We start from the raw sequence: 18939 nt of genomic DNA, 5'->3' as shown, positions 1-18939 counted from the left end.
AATCGCTTGCCGGCCATTTGTGATACTGCGCCCAGTCGGGAAACCGTCCCGCCTGATCCTGAACACCTTCTGGAGGAGATAACGATGAAATTTTCCAAGAAACTGATGGTCGGCCTGGCCGCTTGCGCCTTCTCGGTCGCTGCCTTCGCGCAGCAGCCGATCGTGATCAAGTTCAGCCACGTCGTCGCCGCCGACACGCCGAAGGGCAAGGCCGCCGAATACTTCGCGAAGAAGGCCGACGAGCTGACCAAGGGCAAGGTCAAGGTCGAGGTCTACGCCAACTCGACGCTGTACAAGGACAAGGAAGAGATGGAGGCGCTGCAGCTCGGCGCCGTGCAGATGCTGGCCCCGTCGCTGGCCAAGTTCGGCCCGCTCGGCGTCAAGGAATTCGAGGTCTTCGACCTGCCGTACATCTTCGACAACTACGACGACCTGCACAAGGTCACCACGGGCGACGTCGGCAAGCAGCTGCTGGCGAAGCTGGAGCCGAAGGGCATCCGCGGCCTCGCCTACTGGGACAACGGCTTCAAGTCGTTCTCGGCGAACACCCCGATCAAGGCCCCGGCCGACCTGAAGGGCAAGAAGCTGCGCATCCAGTCGTCGAAGGTGCTCGAGGAGCAGGTCCGTGCGCTCGGCGCGCTGCCGCAGGTGATGGCCTTCTCCGAGGTGTACCAGGCGCTGCAGACCGGCGTCGTGGACGGCACCGAGAACCCGATCTCGAACCTGTACACGCAGAAGATGCACGAGGTGCAGAAGCACCTGACGATCACCGACCACGGCTACCTCGGCTACGCGGTGATCGTGAACAAGAAGTTCTGGGACGGCCTGCCGGCCGACGTGCGCAAGCAGCTCGACGACGCGATGGAGCAGGCGACCCGCTACGCCAACCAGATCGCCAAGATCGAGAACGACAACTCGCTGGAAGCGGTGAAGAAGTCGGGCAAGACCGCCGTCTACGTGCCGACCAAGGACGAGCGCGCCGCCTTCAAGAAGGCGCTGGTGCCGGTGCACCAGAAGATGGAAGGCCGCATCGGCAAGGAAGTGATCGAGAGCGTCTACAAGGCCACCGGCTTCAACCCGGCCAAGCTCTGATCGCCTGATCCAACAAGAAGAATCCCGGGCGCCGTGGCGCCCGGGCATTCGGGGGAACACCAATGCTTAACAGGGCACTCAATCACCTCGAGGAGCTGCTCGTCACCTTCCTGATGGGAGCGGCGACGATCATCATCTTCATCTCGGTCATGCACCGCTATCTCGCGGGCGTGGACATTCCCGGCCTGCAGGACTGGCTGCTGACCCTCAACGTCGGCTGGGCGCAGGAGCTGTGCATCATCATGTTCGTCTGGATGGCCAAGTTCGGCGCCGCCTACGGCGTGCGCACCGGCATCCACGTCGGCGTCGACGTGCTGATCAACCGCCTCGACGACGCGATGCGCGGCAAGTTCATCGTCTTCGGCCTGCTCGCCGGCGCGCTGTTCACCGGCGTCATCGCCGCGCTCGGCGCGACCTTCGTCTGGGAGAACGGTGCCCACTACGCGATCTTCAAATTCCTCGGCCTCGAGATGGGCGACCTCTTCGAAGGGCCGATCACGCCCGACCTCGAATGGCCGACCTGGATCGTCTATAGCGCGATCCCGCTCGGCTCGTCGCTGATGTGCTTCCGCTTCCTGCAGGTCTGCGTCGCCTTCATCCGTACCGGCGAACTGCCGCACCACGATCACGGCCATGTCGAAGGGCTGGATGAGGAAAAGCCGCTGCCCGATGTCAACCTGAACCCGTATTCGATGGACGACAACCTGCACATGCACGACCTGAAGCACACCATGGTCGGCGAGCGCCGCGTCGGCGACGAGCGCCGCGCCGGCGACGACCGCCGCGCCGGCGACGACCGCCGTACCCCCGGCAAGGAAGGAGATCAGCAATGAACGCCCTCGTGATTTTCTCCCTGCTGGCGGTGCTGATGCTGACCGGCATGCCGATCTCGATTTCGCTCGGCCTGACCGTGCTCACCTTCCTGTTCACGATGACGCAGGTGCCGCTCGAATCGGTCGCGCTGAAGCTGTTCACCGGCATCGAGAAGTTCGAGATCATGGCCATCCCGTTCTTCATCCTCGCCGGCAACTTCCTGACGCACGGCGGCGTGGCGAAGCGGATGATCAACTTCGCCACCTCGATGGTCGGCCACTGGTACGGCGGCCTCGGCCTCGCCGGCGTGCTGGCCTGCGCGCTGTTCGCCGCGGTCTCCGGCTCGTCGCCGGCGACCGTCGTCGCGATCGGTTCGATCCTGCTGCCGGCGATGGTCAAGGCGGGCTTCCCGAACAAGTTCGGCGCCGGCGTCATCTCGACCTCGGGCGCGCTCGGCATCCTGATCCCGCCGTCGATCGTGATGGTCATGTACTCGGTGGCGACCAACACCTCGGTCGGCGCGCTGTTCATGGCCGGCGTCATCCCCGGCCTGCTGCTGGCGGCGACGCTGGGCGGCGTCACCTGGTATCGCGCCAAGAAGTTCAACTACCCGCGCCAGCCGAAGGCGTCGTGGAAGGAGCGTCTGGACGCCTTCCGCAAGTCGGCCTGGGGCCTATTCCTGATCGTCGTGGTGATGGGCGGCATCTACTCCGGCATGTTCACGCCGACCGAGGCCGCCGCGATGAGCGCCGTCTATGCCTTCGTCGTCGCCGTGTTCATCTACAAGGACATGGGCCTGAAGGACGTACCGAAGGTGCTGCTGAACTCGGCCAACATGTCGGCGATGCTGCTCTACATCATCACCAACGCCGTGCTCTTCTCGTTCATCATGACCAACGAGAACATCCCGCAGGCGCTGGCCGACTGGATGCTGGGCCACGGCCTGGGGGTGATCACCTTCCTGCTGGCGGTGAACATCATCCTGCTGCTCGCCGGCAACTTCATGGAGCCGTCGTCGATCGTGCTGATCTTCGCGCCGATCCTGTTCCCGGTGGCGATGAAGCTGGGCATCGATCCGGTGCATTTCGGCATCATCATGGTGGTGAACATGGAAGTCGGCATGTGCCACCCGCCGGTCGGCCTCAACCTCTACGTCGCCTCCGGCATCACCAAGATGGGCATCACCGAGCTGACCGTCGCCGTCTGGCCGTGGCTGCTGTCGATGCTCGGCTTCCTCGTGCTCGTCACCTACTGGCCGACGATGTCGTTGTGGCTGCCGCGCGCGCTCGGCATGATGTGACGACCGGGTACTAGCTTGCGTTCCTGAGCGCGCCGGAGGGCAACCCCGGCGCGCTTTTTTCTTGGCGGAGCAAAAGAAAGCCTTGAAAACTGCTAAAATCGCCCGTTTCATCTCACTAAACCATTGTATTTTGGAGCTTTAGAATGGCCATTGAACGCACCCTTTCGATCATCAAGCCGGACGCTGTCGCCAAGAACGTGATCGGCAAGATCTACTCCCGTTTCGAGTCGAACGGCCTGAAGATCGTCGCTTCCAAGATGGCTTGGCTGTCGCCGCAGGAAGCCGGTCAGTTCTACGCCGTGCACAAGGAGCGCCCGTTCTTCAAGGATCTGGTGGCCTTCATGATCTCCGGCCCGGTGATGATCCAGGTGCTGGAAGGCGACAACGCGATCGCCAAGAACCGCGAGCTGATGGGCGCCACCGATCCGAAGAAGGCCGAGCCGGGCACGATCCGCGCCGACTTCGCCGAGTCGATCGACGCCAACGCCGTGCACGGTTCGGACGGCCCGGACACCGCCAAGGTGGAAGTGGCCTTCTTCTTCCCGGAAATGAACGTCTATTCGGGTCGCTGAGTCGAAAGACGAAGCACAGCAACTCAGCATGACCGTCAACCTGCTCGATTTCGATGCCGAAGGCCTGACCGCCTGGTTCGCCAGCATCGGCGAAAAGCCGTTCCGGGCGCGCCAGGTGTTGCGCTGGATGCATCGTTTCGGGCAGAGCGACTTCGACGCGATGACCGACATCGCCAAGAGCCTGCGCGAAAAGCTCAAGGCGATGGCGGTCGTGGCGCCGCCGGCGGTCGTCTCGGATAAGCTGTCCGACGATGGCACGCGCAAGTTCCTGATCGACGTCGGCGGCGGCAATGCCGTCGAGACCGTGTTCATTCCCGAGGACGACCGCGGCACGCTGTGCGTGTCGACGCAGGCCGGCTGCGCGCTCGACTGCAGCTTCTGCTCGACCGGCAAGCAGGGCTTCAACCGCAACCTGACCGTGGCCGAGATCATCGGCCAGCTGTGGCAGGCCAACCGCGCCCTCGGCTTCGATCCGAAGGGCGACCGCATCATCAGCAACGTCGTGCTGATGGGCATGGGCGAGCCGCTCGCCAATTTCGACAACACCGTCAAGGCGCTGCGCCTGATGCTCGACGACAACGCCTACGGCCTGTCGCGGCGCCGCGTCACCGTGTCCACCTCGGGCCTGGTGCCGACGATGGACCGCCTGCGCGACGAATGCCCGGTGGCGCTCGCCGTTTCGCTGCACGCGCCGAACGATACGCTGCGCGACGAGCTGGTGCCGATCAACCAGAAGTACCCGCTCTCGGAGCTGATGGCCGCCTGCCGGCGCTATCTGGAGAAGGCGCCGCGCGACTTCGTCACCTTCGAATACGTGATGCTCGACGGGGTGAACGACTCCGACGCGCATGCCCGGCAGCTGCTCGCGCTGACGCGCGACGTGCCGTGCAAGTTCAACCTGATCCCCTTCAATCCGTTCCCCGGCTCGCCGTACCTGCGCTCGAAGCCGGAGCGGATCCGCCGTTTCGCCGGCATCCTGATCGACGCCGGCATCGTCACGACGACGCGCAAGACGCGCGGCGACGACATCGACGCCGCCTGCGGCCAGCTCGCCGGTCAGGTGCAGGACAAGACCCGGCGCACCTCCCGCCGCATCATCGAAGTGCATGAGGCCCGATCATGATTGCTTCCGTTGTCCGTTTCTCGCTCGCGCTGGCCGCCGCCATCTCCTTCCTGCTGCCGCCCGCCGCGCTGGCACAGCAGGGCGGCGGCAACCCGGAGGCGACGGCGAAGGACCCGCGCAGCCGGGCGAAGGTGCATACCGAACTGGGCGCGCTCTACTTCCAGGACGGCAACATCCCGGTGGCGATGGAGGAGCTGACCGTCGCCATCTACATCGATCCGACCTACGCCCCGGCCTACAGCATGCGGGCACTGGTGCACCACTTCCTGAAGGAACCCAACCACGCCGACGACAATTTCCGCGATGCGCTGCGCTACGCGCCGGATGACCCGGAGATCGCCAACAACTACGGCTGGTTCCTGTGCCAGAACAACCGCGGCAAGGAAGCGATGCCGCATTTCGAGCGCGCGCTGCGCAACCGGCTGTACCAGACGCCGGACCGTGCCTACCTGAACGCCGGCCAGTGCGCGATGAACATGGGCGACCTGCCGCTCGCCGCCGACTACCTGGAGAAGGCCTATCGCTTCTCCGGCGGCAGCCCGGTGGCGACGCTGCGCCTGGCCGAACTGAACTACCGCACCGGCCGCCTCGACGAGGCGCGCAAGCAGATCGGCGAGCTGGTGCGCAAGGTCGAGCCGAACGCCGAGGCGCTGTGGCTCGGTGCGCGCATCGAGCGCAAGGTCGGCGACCGCGATGCCGAAGTCGGCTACGTCACGCAGCTGCGGCGCAAGTTCCCGACCTCGAAGGAATATCAAGAACTGCTCAAGGGAAACTACGAATGAGCGAAATCAGCCTGGAAGGGCAAGTGGAGGAGGTCGCCGTCGCGGCGAAGCCCAGCGTCGGCGAACGCCTGCGCGCGGCACGCGAGGCGAAGGGACTGAGCGCGGCGGACGTCGCCGCGGCGCTGAAGCTGTCGCCGCGGCAGATCGAGGCGCTGGAAACGGGCAACTGGTCCGGCCTGCCGGGGCACGCCTTCATCCGCGGCTTCGTCCGCAATTACGCGCGCTTCGCGCAGCTGCCCATCGACGAGCTGCTGGCCGATCTCGACGCGCCGGCGCCGACGCCGCCGCGGCTCGACCTGCCGCAGAACGCCACGGCGGTGATGCCGCCGGTCGGGCAGGCGCAGAAACGCGACTACGCGGCGGTGCTGGCCGGCTTCGTGCTGGTCGCGGTCGCCGTCGTCGCCTATTTCGTCGTGCCGCCCGACCTGTGGCAGTCGGCGCCGAAGGAGGAAGCGCCGGCGGCGACCGGACCGGCGCCGCTGTTCCCGCCCGGCGGTCCCGCCGGCGACGCCGGCAGTGCGCCGGTGGCTGCAGCTGCGCCGACGGGCGCGGCCGCCGCGCAGGAAGCCGTCGCGGCGCCGCCGGCGCTGGCGACCGCCGCCGCCGAGAGCGCAGCGAAGGAAGTGCCGGCCGCCGCGGCCGTCTCCGCGAATGCGCTCAAGCTCCGCTTCGCGCAGCCGTCGTGGGTCGAAGTGCGCGACCGCAGCGGACAGATCATCTTCTCGCAGCTCAACCCGGCGGGCAGCGAACGCGAGGTCGACGGCCAGCCGCCGTATTCGCTGGTGGTCGGCAACGCCGCCCACGTGACGGTCTCCTATCAGGGGCGCAACGTCGAGCTGCAGCCGCGCAGCAAGGACGACGTGGCGCGCATCACCGTCGAATGACGTTCCAGTAGAGAAGCAAGCAAGCATGACGCAGAGCATCAAGCGCCGCCCGACGCGGGCGGTGAGGATCGGCAAGGTGACGGTCGGCGGCGATGCCCCGGTCGTCGTCCAGTCGATGACCAACACCGACACCGCCGACCACGTCGCCACCGCGGTGCAGTGCGCCGAACTCGCGCGCGCCGGTTCCGAGCTGGTGCGCATCACCGTGAACACGCCCGAGGCGGCGGCCGCGGTGCCGAAGATCCGCGAGCAGCTCGACCGCATGGGCGTCGACGTGCCGCTGATCGGCGACTTCCACTACAACGGCCACCGCCTGCTGCTGGACCACCCGGCCTGCGCCGAGGCGCTGGCCAAGTACCGCATCAATCCCGGCAACGTCGGCTTCGGCAGGAAGAAGGACGAGCAGTTCGCGCAGATGATCGAGCTCGCCTGCCGCTACGACAAGCCGGTGCGCATCGGCGTGAACTGGGGCAGCCTCGACCAGGACCTGCTGGCGCGGATGATGGACGAGAACGCGAAACGCCCGGAACCGCTCGATTCGGTCGAGATGATGCACGCGGCGATGGTCGCCTCGGCGCTCGAATCGGCGGCGAAGGCGGAAGAGCTGGGCCTGCCGGCCGAGCGCATCATCCTTTCCTGCAAGGTGTCCGGCGTGCAGGACCTGATCGCCATCTACCGCGCGCTGTCCGCGAAATCGGATTACGCGCTGCACCTCGGCCTGACCGAGGCCGGCATGGGCTCGAAGGGCATCGTCGCCTCGACCGCGGCGATGGGCGTGCTGCTGCAGGACGGCATCGGCGACACGATCCGCGTCTCGCTGACGCCGGAGCCCGGCGGCTCGCGCACGCAGGAAGTGATCGTCGCGCAGGAAATGCTGCAGACCATGGGCCTGCGCGCGTTCACGCCGATGGTCACCGCCTGCCCCGGCTGCGGCCGCACGACCAGCACCTTCTTCCAGGAACTGGCGCAGACCATCCAGGAACACGTCCGCGCCAGGATGCCGCAATGGCGCGAGCAGTACGACGGCGCCGAGAACATGACGCTGGCGGTGATGGGCTGCATCGTGAACGGCCCCGGCGAGTCGAAGCACGCCAACATCGGCATCTCGCTGCCCGGCACCGGCGAAGCGCCGGCGGCGCCGGTGTTCGAGGATGGCGTCAAGACCGTCACGCTCAGGGGCGACAACATCGCCGAGGAGTTCACCGCCATCGTCGACGCCTACGTGGCCCGCACCTACCAGAGAAAGAATCCGCACGCATGAGCAACAACATCCAGGCCGTACGGGGGATGCCCGACATCCTCCCCGACGAGGCCGAATTCTGGGAACTGTTCGAGGACACCGTCCGCGCGTGGCTGCAGAGCTACGGCTACCGGCCGATCCGCATGCCGATCGTCGAGCCGACGCCGTTGTTCAAGCGCGCCATCGGCGAAGTGACCGACATCGTCGAGAAGGAGATGTACTCCTTCGTCGACAGCCTCAACGGCGAGCCGCTGACGCTGCGTCCGGAAGGCACCGCCGGCTGCGTGCGCGCGGTGATCCAGCACAACCTGATCGCGCAGCAGCCGCAGCGTCTCTACTACCTGGGCCAGATGTTCCGCCACGAGCGGCCGCAGAAGGGGCGCTATCGCCAGTTCCACCAGGTCGGCGTCGAGGCGCTCGGCTTCGCCGGCCCGGACATCGACGCCGAGATGATCCTGATGGGCGCCCGCCTGTGGGACGACCTCGGGCTGGAAGGCATCACGCTGCAGCTGAACACCCTCGGCCAGCCGGACGAGCGCGCGCGGCACCGCGCCGACCTGATCGCCTACTTCGAGGAACGCAAGGACCTGCTCGACGAGGACGCCAAGCGCCGCCTGTACAGCAACCCGCTGCGCATCCTCGACTCGAAGAACCCGGCGATGCAGGAGATGATCGGCGGCGCGCCGAAGCTGATCGACTACCTCGGCGAGGCCTCGCTCGAACACTTCAACGCCGTGCAGCGCATCCTCAAGGACGCCGGCCTGCCGTACGAAATCAACCCGCGCCTGGTGCGCGGTCTCGACTACTACAACCTGACCGTCTTCGAGTGGGTCACCGACCGCCTCGGCGCGCAGGGCACCGTCTGCGCCGGCGGCCGCTACGACGGCCTGGTCGGCCAGCTCGGCGGCAAGGCGGCGCCGGCCTGCGGCTTCGCCATGGGCGTCGAGCGCCTGATCGCGCTGATCAAGGACAGCGGCGGCGAGCCGGCGAAGCGCGGCACCGACGTCTATGTCGTGCATGCCGGCGAGGCCGCGTCGCGGATGGCCTTCCGCGTCGCCGAAGGGCTGCGCGACAACGGCATCGACGTCGTGCTGCATTGCGGCGGCGGCTCGTTCAAGTCGCAGATGAAGAAGGCCGACGGCTCCGGCGCCGCCTTTGCCGTTATCATCGGCGACGACGAGGCGGCGGCCAACGAGGTCAGCCTGAAGCCGCTGCGCGAGGCGGGCGACGGGCAGAAGCGCGTGCCGGCCGACCAGCTGGCGGCGGCGATCATGGATGCGATGCTGGACTGGCAAGACGAGAACGAAAAGGAAGAAGCGTAAATGGCTGCCTACGATCTGGAAGAACAGGAACAGCTGGCCGAACTCAAGGCCTGGTGGAAGCAGTACGGCAATCTGGTGACCGGCATCGTCGCCGCGGCGGCGCTCGGCGTCCTCGCCTGGCAGGGCTGGAACTGGTATCAACGCAACCAGGCGACGCAGGCGTCGGCGGTCTATGGCGTGCTGCAGCGCGCGGCGCTGGAAAGGGATACGCAGAAGACCAAGACCGCCGCCGGCGAGCTGGTCGAGAAGTTCGGCGGCACCACCTACGCGCCGCTCGGCGCGCTGACCGCGGCGAAGACACTGTTCGAGGCGGGCGACGCGAAGAGCGCGAAGGCGCAGCTGGCCTGGGTCGCCGAGAACGGCAAGGACGAGCTGAAGGATATCGGCCGCCTGCGGCTGGCCGCGCTGCTGCTCGACGAGCAGGCCTACGACGAGGCGCTGAAGGTGCTCGCCGCCGGCCACGGCGCGAGCTTCGAGACGCGCTTTGGCGAGCTGCGCGGCGACGTCCTCGCCGCCCAGGGCAAGAAGGCCGAGGCCGCCGCCGCCTACCGCGGTGCGCTCGCGGCGCTGGAGAACGCCGCCAAGGACGGCAAGGCGCGCAGCACGCTGCAGGCGAAGGAGGCGAATGCGCCGTACCGCGAGATGCTGCAGCAGAAGCTCGATTCGCTCGGGGAGACGAAGTGAGCCTGCGCCCGCTACTGATCCTCGCCGCCGCGGTGCTGGCGGCCGGCTGCTCGAGTCTCGACAGCCTCAACCCGTTCGCCTCGTCGGCGCCGAAGATGGCCGAGCTGCCGCCGATTCCGTCCGCGGCCGAGGTGCGCGTCGTCTGGAAGGAGAATGCCGGCAAGGGCGAGAACTACGTGTTCACGCCGGCGGTATCGGGCAACGCGATCTTCGTCGCCGGCGCCAAGGGCGACGTGCTGCGCATCGAGGACGGCGTCGTCCGCTGGAAGGTCAACGTCGGCGTGCCGTTGTCCGGCGGCGTCGGCAGCGACGGCCGGCGCGTCGTCGTCGGCTCGGCGAAGGGCGACGTGCTGCTTCTCGACGCTGCCGACGGCAAGGAAATTTGGCGGGCCAAGGTGTCCAGCGAGGTGCTGGCGGCGCCGGCGGTCGACGCCGCGCTGGTCGTCGTGCGCAGCGGCGACAACCGCCTCTACGCCTTCGACGTCGCCGACGGCAAGCGCAAGTGGGTGTACCAGCGGCAGACGCCGCCGCTGTCGTTGCGCACCTTCGCCGCGCCGCTGGTCGACGGCAGCTACGTCTTCGCCGGCTTCCCCGGCGGCAAGCTGCTGGCAGTCACGACCAACAACGGCGCCTCGGCCTGGGAAGGCACGGTGGCGCTGCCGAAGGGCACCACCGAACTCGACCGCGTCGCCGACATCACCAGCGCGCCGATCCTTGCCGGCCGCATGATCTGCGCCGTTGCCTACCAGGGACGGGTCGCCTGTTTCGACCTGAATACCGGCAATCTGGCCTGGGCGCGCGACATGTCGAGCGCTGCCGGCCTGGCCGCCGACAGCCGCTATGTCTACGTCGCCGACGACAAGGGGGCGGTGCATGCGCTCGACCTCGCCAGCGGCGCCAGCATCTGGAAGCAGGACAAGCTCGCGCATCGCCAGCTCACCGCGCCGGCCGCGCGCGGCCGCCTGGTCGCGGTCGCCGACGTCAAGGGCGTCGTCCATTTTCTCAGCCGCGAGGACGGCGCCTTCGTCGCCCGCGTGAATACCGACGGCACGCCGGTGACGGCGCCGCTGCGCGTGGTCGACAACCGCTTCGTGCTGCAGACCTGGGGCGGCACCGTGATGGCGCTGGAAGTCCAGTGAAGCCGACCATCGCTCTCGTTGGCCGACCGAACGTCGGCAAGTCGACGCTGTTCAACCGCCTGACCAAGTCGCGCGATGCGATCGTCGCCGACATCCCCGGCCTCACCCGCGACCGCCACTACGGCCACGGCAAGCTCGGCAGGAAACCCTTCCTGGTCGTCGACACCGGCGGCTTCGAACCGCTCGCCAAGGACGGCATCATGCACGAGATGGCGCGCCAGACCGAGCAGGCGATCGCCGAGTCGGACATCATCGTCTTCGTCGTCGATGGCCGCGTCGGCATCACCGCGCAGGACAAGGAGATCGCCAACAAGCTGCGCAAGATCGACCGTCCGGTCTTCGTTGCCGTGAACAAGTCCGAAGGCCTGGACCGGGGCATCGCCGTCGCCGATTTCCACGAGCTCGGCCTGGGCCAGCCGTACAGCATTTCGGCGACGCACGGCGAGGGCGTGCGCAACCTGCTCGACCTGGTCCTCGACCCCTATCCGGAGCCGGAAGAGGACGTCGCCGACGACGGCGTGGTCAGGGTCGCCATCGCCGGCCGCCCGAACGTCGGCAAGAGCACGCTGATCAACGCGCTGCTCGGCGAGGAGCGGGTCATCGCCTTCGACATGCCGGGCACCACGCGCGACGCGATCCACGTCGATTTCGAGCGCGCCGGCCGGAAATACACGCTGATCGATACCGCCGGCCTGCGCCGGCGGGGCAAGGTCTTCGAGACGATCGAGAAGTTCTCGGTGATCAAGACGCTGCAGTCGATCGAGGACGCCAACGTGGTCATCCTCGTCCTCGACGCGCAGCAGGACATCTCCGACCAGGACGCGCACATCGCCGGCTTCGCGCTGGAGTCGGGGCGGGCGCTGGTGGTCGCGGTGAACAAGTGGGACGGCCTCGAAGGCTACACCCGCGAGCAGGTCAAGCAGCTGCTCGAGCGCAAGCTGAAATTCCTCGACTTCGCCCGCTTCCACTACATCTCGGCGCTGCGCGGGCAGGGGCTGGACAGCCTGTTCCGCTCGGTCGACGGCGCCTACGCGGCGGCGATGGCCAAGCTGCCGACGCCGAAGCTGACGCGGGCGCTGCTCGACGCCGTGACCCGGCAGGCGCCGCCGCGCCACGGCGCGTTCCGGCCGAAGATGCGCTATGCGCACCAGGGCGGCATGAACCCGCCGCTGATCGTGGTGCATGGCAACGCCCTCGACCACGTTTCCGACAGCTATCGCCGCTATCTGGAACATTACTTCCGCGAAGCGTTCAAATTGCAGGGAACGCCGTTGAAGATCCAGTTCAACACCTCCGAGAACCCGTACGCCGCGAAGGCCGAACGGCACATCGACAAGCCGGGTTCGAAACGGGGGCCGCGCAGTTCCCGGCCGACCTGATTTGCCGGGATTGTTGGCTTTTCGTCGGGTTTTCCGATACTCTCCCGGTACCGCAGCTTTCATAACCACATAAGCATGGAGTTTCAACCATGAGCAACAAAGGGCAACTTCTACAAGACCCGTTCCTCAACACCCTGCGCCGCGAGCACGTGCCGGTTTCGATCTATCTGGTCAACGGCATCAAGCTGCAGGGTCAGATCGAATCCTTCGACCAGTACGTCGTGCTGCTCAAGAACACGGTGACCCAGATGGTCTACAAGCACGCGATCTCGACCGTCGTGCCGGCCCGTCCGGTCAGCATCCAGCAGGACGGCGGCAACGGCGGCGAGTGAACTCCTGCCGTCCCGCTGGCGCGCCCCCGGCGCGCGAGCCGCTGATGCAGTCTTTTTCCCCGGCCTGCCGCCAGCGCGGCGGGCCGCTTGCATTCTGAATTCCGAAAACGCCTCCCATGTTCGAACGTCCGGCCGGCGGTGAGCGTGCGGTGATCGTCCAGCTCGACTTCGGTCGCGCCGACCTGCACGAAGACGTCGAAGAGGTTCGCCTGCTCGCCGAGTCGGCCGGCGCCGAGGTCGCCGAGATCGTCTTCGGCCGGCGCGCCAGCCCCGATCCGGCGACCTTCGCCGGCAAGGGCAAGGTGCACGAGATCGCGGCGACCGTCGCCGCCGCCGACGCCGGGCTGGTGATCTTCAACCACGAGCTGTCGCCGGCGCAGCAGCGCAACCTCGAGCGCGAGCTGAAGGTCCGGGTGGTCGACCGCACCGCGCTGATCCTCGACATCTTTGCGCTGCGCGCGCAGAGCGCCGAGGGCAAGCTGCAGGTCGAGCTGGCGCAGCTGGAACACCTGGCGACCCGGCTGGTGCGCGGCTGGACCCACCTCGAACGGCAGAAGGGCGGCATCGGCCTGCGCGGCCCGGGCGAGACCCAGCTCGAGACCGACCGCCGGCTGCTCGGCAACCGCGTCAGGCTGCTCAAGGAGCGCCTCGTCAAGCTCGAGCGGCAGCGCGGCGTGCAGCGCAAGGCGCGCGCGCGCGGCGACGTGCTCAACGTCTCGCTGGTCGGCTACACCAACGCCGGCAAGTCGACGCTGTTCAACGCGCTGACGCACGCCGGCGTCTATGCTGCCGACCAGCTGTTCGCGACGCTCGACACCACCTCGCGCAAGCTGTGGCTGGAGGGGGCGGGCAACATCGTCGTCTCCGACACCGTCGGCTTCATCCGCGACCTGCCGCACTCGCTGGTCGCCGCTTTCCACGCGACGCTGGAAGCGACTGCCGAGGCCGACCTGCTGCTGCACGTCGTCGATACGGCGAACCCGGCGCGCGAGGAGCAGATGCAGGAGGTCGACAAGGTGCTCGCCGAGATCGGTGCCGCCGACGTGCCGCAGATCGTCGTGCTCAACAAGCAGGACCTGACGGCGCTGCCGGCGGCGGCCGAGCGGGACGAATATGGTAGAATCCGCCGCGTTCGCGTCAGCGCGGTCACCGGCGAAGGCCTGCCGCTGCTGCGCCAGGCGCTCGCCGAGCAGGCCGTGGAGAAGGCGCAACGAATTAAACTGCAGCGCGCGCAGGCAGCGCACGCTGCCGACCCTTCCGTCGAAGGCGCTTCGACGCTTCTGGAATCCGTGATCGACACAGGCACCCCCCAATGATTTCGACCTTCGGACTACTCATGTCGCTGAACGACCCGCAATGGGGCAACCGCGGCAACGACAACGGCGGCGGCCGGCGCCCCAACCAGGGCCCGCCCGACCTCGAGGAACTGTGGCGCGACTTCAACCGCAAGCTGTCGGGCTTGTTCGGCAGGAAGGGCGGTGGCAGCGGCAACGACGGCGGCAACCGCCCGCCGGTCGAATTCGACCCGAAGTTCCTCGGCGGCGGCATCGGCATCCTGGTCGCGCTGCTCGTCGTCGTCTGGCTGGCGAGCGGCTTCTACATCGTCGATGCGGCCTACCGCGGCCTCGTGCTGCAGTTCGGCAAGTTCAAGGAAACCACCGAGCCCGGCCTGCGCTGGCGCCTGCCGTATCCGATCCAGTCGCACGAACTGGTGAACCTGACCGGCGTGCGCACGATCGAGGTCGGCTACCGTGGCAGCGAGAAGAACAAGGTGCTCAAGGAAGCCCTGATGCTGACCGACGACGAGAACATCATCAACATCCAGTTCGCGGTGCAGTACGTGCTCAAGGACCCGGTCGAGTACATCTTCCAGAACCGCCATCCGGACGATTCGGTGATGCAGGCGGCGGAGACGGCGATCCGCGAGATCGTCGGCAAGAGCAGGATGGACTTCGTCCTCTACGAGGGCCGCGAGCAGGTGGCGGCGAACGCCTCGAAGCTGATGCAGGACATCCTCGACCGCTACAAGACCGGCATCATGATCTCCAAGGTGACGATGCAGAACGCGCAGCCGCCCGAGCAGGTGCAGGCCGCGTTCGACGACGCAGTGAAGGCCGGCCAGGACCGCGAACGGCAGAAGAACGAGGGCCAGGCCTACGCCAACGACGTCATCCCGAAGGCGCAGGGTACCGCCGCCCGCCTGATGCAGGAGGCCGACGGCTACAAGCAGCGCATCATCGCTACCGCCGAGGGTGATGCCTCGCGCTTCCGCCAGATCCACACGGAATACGCGAAGGCGCCGGAGGTGACGCGCCAGCGCATGTACCTGGAAACGATGCAGACCGTCTATGCCAACACCAGCAAGGTGATGGTCGATGCCAAGGGGCAGGGCAACCTGCTCTACCTGCCGCTCGACAAGCTGATGAACGCGGCTGCCGCTGCGACGCCGGCAGTCGCCACCAACACGGACTCGGCGGTCGTTCCCCGCGCCGCCGGGCCGGTGGTTTCCAACGAGGCGCCGCCGCAGGTGGAGAAGGCGCCGGGCGTCGGCGGCGGCTACTCGTCGCGCGACCGTGAAATCGGCCTGCGCCGCGACCGGGAGTCCCGCTGATGAAAAACAACCTCTCCTTCGTCGCCGCGTCCCTCGGCGCGCTGCTGGTCGTCCTCGGCCTGTCGATCTTCACCGTCGACCAGCGCCAGTTCGCGATCGTCTTCCAACTCGGCGAGGTCAAGGAAGTGATCTCCGAGCCCGGCCTCAACTTCAAGTGGCCGATGATCCAGAACGTGCGCTACTTCGACCGGCGCATCCTGACGATGGACAACAACGAGCCCGAGCGCTTCATCACCTCGGAGAAGAAGAACGTGCTCGTCGATTCCTTCGTCAAGTGGCGGATCGTCGATCCCAAGCTCTACTACATCTCGGTGCAGGGCGACGAGGTGCGCGCGCGTACCCGTTTGTCGCAGACCGTGAACGCCGGCCTGCGCGAGGAGTTCGGCAAGCGCACCGTGCATGACGTCGTCTCCGGCGAACGCGACAAGATCATGGAAGACATGCGCGCCAAGGCCGACCAGGACGCGCGCAAGATCGGCGTGCAGATCGTCGACGTGCGCATCAAGCGCGTCGACCTGCCGTCCGAGGTCAGCGAGTCGGTCTATCGCCGCATGGAGGCCGAGCGCAAGCGCGTCGCCAACGAGCTGCGTTCGCAGGGTTCCGCCGAGGCCGAGAAGATCCGTGCCGACGCCGACAAGCAGCGCGAGGTGATCGTCGCTGAGGCCTACCGCGAGGCGCAGAAGGTCAAGGGCGAGGGCGATGCCAAGGCGGCGTCGATCTACGCCGCGGCCTTCAACCAGAACCCGGAGTTCTACGCCTTCTATCGCAGCCTCGAAGCCTACCGTTCGAGCTTCCGCAACAAGGGCGACGTGATCGTCGTCGAGCCGAATTCCGACTTCTTCAAGTACCTGAAGAGCCAGGGCCGCGGCGGCGAGAAACCCGGCAAATGACCGAGACGATCCTGCTCGCCTTCGCGCTGATGCTGGTGCTGGAGGGGCTGCTGCCCTTCCTCGCGCCGAATGCGTGGCGGGAAACGTTCCGCCGGCTGATCCAGTTTTCCGATGGCCAGATCCGCTTCGTCGGCCTGACCTCGATGCTGGTCGGCCTGATCCTGATCATGATCTTCAAATGAACTGGCTGCTTCCCGAATACCTCGCCGACGCGCTGCCGCTTGAGGCGGCCGCGATCGAGCGCCGCCGCCGCGCCGTCCTCGACCTCTTCCGCGTGCATGGCTACGAGCTGGTGATGCCGCCGCTGATCGAGTACCTCGATTCGCTGCTGACCGGCTCGGGCCAGGACCTCAAGCTGCGCACCTTCAAGCTGGTCGACCAGGTGTCCGGGCGCACGCTCGGCGTGCGCGCCGACATCACGCCGCAGGTCGCGCGCATCGACGCGCACCTGCTCAACCGCGAAGGCGTCACTCGGCTGTGCTACTGCGACAGCGTGCTGCATACGCTGCCGGCGTCGATCAGCGCCTCGCGCGAGCCGATCCAGATCGGCGCCGAACTCTACGGCCACGCCGGCGACGAGGCCGACCGCGAAGTGATCCGGCTGATGGCCGCGGCGCTCGCCGCCGCCGGCGCGCCGGCGTCGCGCATCGACCTCGGCCACGTCGGCATCTTCCGCGCGCTGGCCGAAGCCGCCGGCCTCGATGCCGAGGCGATCGACGCGGCGCTGTCGCTGCTGCAGGGCAAGGATGTGCCGGGGCTGGAAGGCTTCTGCGCCGGGCTTGCCGAACCTTACCGCGCGGCCTTCCTGCGCCTGCCGGAGTTCTACGGCGGCGCCGAAGTGCTCGACCGCGCCGCGCGCGAGCTGCCGCGGCTGCCGGCGATTGACGCGGCGCTGGCGACGCTGCGCGCGCTGGCCGCGGCGATGCCCGACCTGCCGCTGTCGTTCGATCTCGCCGATCTGCGCGGCTATCATTACCACAACGGCGTCGTCTTCGCCGCCTACCATCCGGGTTGCGCCGGCGCGGTCGCGCTCGGCGGGCGCTACGACGGCGCCGGCCAGGCCTTCGGGCGCGCGCGGCCGGCCACCGGCTTCTCGCTCGACCTGCGCGTCGCCGTCCAGCTGGCGCCGGCGTCGGCGGCGGCCGGCGGAATTCTGGCGCCGTACGCCGACGGCGACGCGGCGCTGCAGCGGGAAATCGCGGCCTTGCGCGGCGCCGGCGAGGTCGTCGTCGAACTGCTGCCGGGCCAGCCGCTTCCGGAAGGGCCGGTCTGCGACCGGCGTCTGGTGGCGCGGAACGGGCAGTGGCTCATCGAAGCAATCACGGTTTGATCAGGGAAGACACGGATATGGCAAAGAACGTCGTGGTCGTCGGCACGCAGTGGGGCGACGAAGGCAAGGGCAAGATCGTCGATTGGCTGACCGACAACGCGCAGGGCGTCGTCCGCTTCCAGGGCGGCCACAACGCCGGCCACACGCTGGTCGTCGGCCAGGGCGCCGACGAGCGCGTCTACAAGCTCAACCTGGTGCCCTCGGGCATCGTCCGCAAGGGCGTGCAGTGCTTCATCGGTAACGGCGTCGTGCTCGACATCCACCATCTGATCGCCGAGATCAGGGAGCTCGAGGCCGGCGGCCTCGACGTTCGCTCGCGCCTCAAGGTCAGCCCGGGCTGCCCGCTGATCCTGCCCTACCACTCGGCGCTCGACCGCGCGCGCGAGGCGGCCAAGGCCGGCGACCAGAAGATCGGCACCACCGGCAAGGGCATCGGCCCGGCCTACGAGGACAAGGTCGCCCGCCGCGGCCTGCGCGTCTACGACCTGTTCCATCCGGAGCGCTTCGCGCAGAAGCTGAAGGAGGTGATGGAGTACCACAACTTCGTTCTGGTCAACTTCCTGAAGGCCGAGGCGGTCAGCTACGAGGCCGTGCTGAAGCAGGCGATGGAAGACGCGGAAACGATCAAGCCGCTGGTCGCCGACGTCTCGGCCGCCATTTACGCGGCCAACGAGGCCGGCCAGAACATGCTGTTCGAGGGTGCGCAAGGCACGCTGCTCGACATCGACCACGGTACCTACCCGTTCGTCACCTCGTCGAACTGCGTCGCCGGCCAGGCCTCGGCCGGCACCGGCATCGGCCCGGACAAGCTGCACTACGTGCTCGGCATCACCAAGGCCTACTGCACGCGCGTCGGCAGCGGCCCGTTCCCGTCCGAACTGTGCATCGATACCGAGAACACGCCTGGCCACCAGATGTTCACCGTCGGCAAGGAATTCGGCACGGTCACCGGCCGCAAGCGCCGCTGCGGCTGGTTCGACGCCGCCGCGCTGCGCCGCTCGGCCCGCATCAACGGCGTCACCGGCCTGTGCATCACCAAGCTCGACGTGCTCGACGGGCTGGAAGAGCTGAACATCTGCACCGGCTACCAGCTCGACGACAGGGTGGTCGACCTGCTGCCGATCGGCGCCGACGAGGTCGCACGCTGCGAGCCGATCTACGAGACGCTGCCCGGCTGGAAGGAGAGCACCTTCGGCATCAAGCGCTGGGAGGACCTGCCGGCGAACGCGCGCGCCTATCTCGAGCGCATGCAGGCGCTGGTCGGCATCCCGATCGACATCGTGTCGACCGGCCCCGAGCGGGACGAGACGATCCTCAAGCGTCATCCGTTCGCGTAAGAAAGCAAAAAGGCCGGCAACACGCCGGCCTTTCTCATTCACCCATTCGACTTCGATTTTGCCGATGCCGCCACGCCAGGGAATGCAGCAAAAGAAAAAGCCGGCTTGC

At 67.3% G+C, this 18939-nt stretch carries 19 protein-coding genes; all 19 read left to right on the top strand.

The annotated features are described in order from the left end of the window. The first annotated feature begins 84 nt into the window (after positions 1–84). Complete coding sequence (locus IWH25_RS14830) at positions 85–1092, top strand: TRAP transporter substrate-binding protein (protein WP_203386538.1); 1008 nt, start codon at positions 85–87, stop codon at positions 1090–1092. Between the two features lie 62 nt (positions 1093–1154). Continuing rightward, positions 1155–1925: a TRAP transporter small permease gene (locus tag IWH25_RS14825; protein WP_203386537.1), complete on the top strand. Its 771-nt coding sequence runs from the start codon at positions 1155–1157 to the stop codon at positions 1923–1925. Continuing rightward, positions 1922–3205, top strand: a complete 1284-nt coding sequence (locus IWH25_RS14820) for a TRAP transporter large permease (protein ID WP_203386536.1) — start codon at positions 1922–1924, stop codon at positions 3203–3205. The genes IWH25_RS14825 and IWH25_RS14820 overlap by 4 nt, the downstream gene beginning before the upstream one ends. Before the next feature lie 143 nt (positions 3206–3348). Continuing rightward, positions 3349–3777, top strand: a complete 429-nt coding sequence (gene ndk / locus IWH25_RS14815) for a nucleoside-diphosphate kinase (protein ID WP_203386535.1) — start codon at positions 3349–3351, stop codon at positions 3775–3777. 28 nt (positions 3778–3805) lie between these two features. Next, positions 3806–4900: a dual-specificity RNA methyltransferase RlmN gene (gene rlmN / locus IWH25_RS14810; RefSeq protein WP_203386534.1), complete on the top strand. Its 1095-nt coding sequence runs from the start codon at positions 3806–3808 to the stop codon at positions 4898–4900. Then, positions 4897–5682, top strand: coding sequence for a type IV pilus biogenesis/stability protein PilW (gene pilW, locus IWH25_RS14805; protein WP_203386533.1), 786 nt, complete (start codon positions 4897–4899; stop codon positions 5680–5682). The genes rlmN and pilW overlap by 4 nt, the downstream gene beginning before the upstream one ends. Continuing rightward, positions 5679–6566, top strand: coding sequence for a helix-turn-helix domain-containing protein (locus IWH25_RS14800; RefSeq protein ID WP_203386532.1), 888 nt, complete (start codon positions 5679–5681; stop codon positions 6564–6566). The genes pilW and IWH25_RS14800 overlap by 4 nt, the downstream gene beginning before the upstream one ends. 25 nt (positions 6567–6591) lie before the next feature. Then, positions 6592–7827, top strand: coding sequence for a flavodoxin-dependent (E)-4-hydroxy-3-methylbut-2-enyl-diphosphate synthase (ispG, locus tag IWH25_RS14795; RefSeq protein WP_203386531.1), 1236 nt, complete (start codon positions 6592–6594; stop codon positions 7825–7827). Then, positions 7824–9128: a histidine--tRNA ligase gene (gene hisS / locus IWH25_RS14790; RefSeq protein WP_203386530.1), complete on the top strand. Its 1305-nt coding sequence runs from the start codon at positions 7824–7826 to the stop codon at positions 9126–9128. The genes ispG and hisS overlap by 4 nt, the downstream gene beginning before the upstream one ends. Then, positions 9129–9812 (top strand): YfgM family protein, encoded by a 684-nt coding sequence (locus IWH25_RS14785; protein ID WP_203386529.1) that lies wholly within the window; start codon positions 9129–9131, stop codon positions 9810–9812. Then, positions 9809–10951 (top strand): outer membrane protein assembly factor BamB, encoded by a 1143-nt coding sequence (gene bamB / locus IWH25_RS14780; protein WP_203386528.1) that lies wholly within the window; start codon positions 9809–9811, stop codon positions 10949–10951. The genes IWH25_RS14785 and bamB overlap by 4 nt, the downstream gene beginning before the upstream one ends. Next, complete coding sequence (der, locus tag IWH25_RS14775) at positions 10948–12330, top strand: ribosome biogenesis GTPase Der (protein ID WP_203386527.1); 1383 nt, start codon at positions 10948–10950, stop codon at positions 12328–12330. The genes bamB and der overlap by 4 nt, the downstream gene beginning before the upstream one ends. Before the next feature lie 89 nt (positions 12331–12419). Continuing rightward, positions 12420–12662: an RNA chaperone Hfq gene (gene hfq, locus IWH25_RS14770; RefSeq protein WP_203386526.1), complete on the top strand. Its 243-nt coding sequence runs from the start codon at positions 12420–12422 to the stop codon at positions 12660–12662. A gap of 116 nt (positions 12663–12778) precedes the next feature. After that, the gene (gene hflX, locus IWH25_RS14765; RefSeq protein WP_203386525.1) at positions 12779–13978 is read left to right on the top strand and encodes a GTPase HflX; all 1200 of its coding nucleotides are present in this window, start codon (positions 12779–12781) and stop codon (positions 13976–13978) included. Positions 13979–13998: 20 nt separating this feature from the next. Next, a complete protein-coding gene (gene hflK, locus IWH25_RS14760; protein ID WP_203389271.1) occupies positions 13999–15273 on the top strand; it encodes an FtsH protease activity modulator HflK in 1275 nt (424 codons plus the stop codon). Then, positions 15273–16163 carry a protease modulator HflC gene (hflC, locus tag IWH25_RS14755; protein WP_203386524.1) on the top strand — a complete coding sequence of 297 codons (891 nt, stop codon included), beginning with the start codon at positions 15273–15275 and terminating at the stop codon, positions 16161–16163. The genes hflK and hflC overlap by 1 nt, the downstream gene beginning before the upstream one ends. Then, positions 16160–16345 carry a DUF2065 domain-containing protein gene (locus tag IWH25_RS14750; protein ID WP_203386523.1) on the top strand — a complete coding sequence of 62 codons (186 nt, stop codon included), beginning with the start codon at positions 16160–16162 and terminating at the stop codon, positions 16343–16345. Before hflC ends, IWH25_RS14750 begins: the two co-directional genes overlap by 4 nt. Further along, positions 16342–17493, top strand: coding sequence for an ATP phosphoribosyltransferase regulatory subunit (locus tag IWH25_RS14745; protein WP_203386522.1), 1152 nt, complete (start codon positions 16342–16344; stop codon positions 17491–17493). Before IWH25_RS14750 ends, IWH25_RS14745 begins: the two co-directional genes overlap by 4 nt. A 17-nt stretch (positions 17494–17510) precedes the next feature. Continuing rightward, positions 17511–18830, top strand: coding sequence for an adenylosuccinate synthase (locus tag IWH25_RS14740; protein ID WP_203386521.1), 1320 nt, complete (start codon positions 17511–17513; stop codon positions 18828–18830). The last annotated feature ends 109 nt before the right edge of the window (positions 18831–18939 follow it).

It is taken from the genome of Azospira restricta (assembly GCF_016858125.1).
GTDB lineage: Bacteria > Pseudomonadota > Gammaproteobacteria > Burkholderiales > Rhodocyclaceae > Proximibacter > Proximibacter restrictus.
The sequence above is the reverse complement of the archived record's forward strand: the minus strand, read 5'-3'. Positions and strand labels throughout refer to the sequence as shown.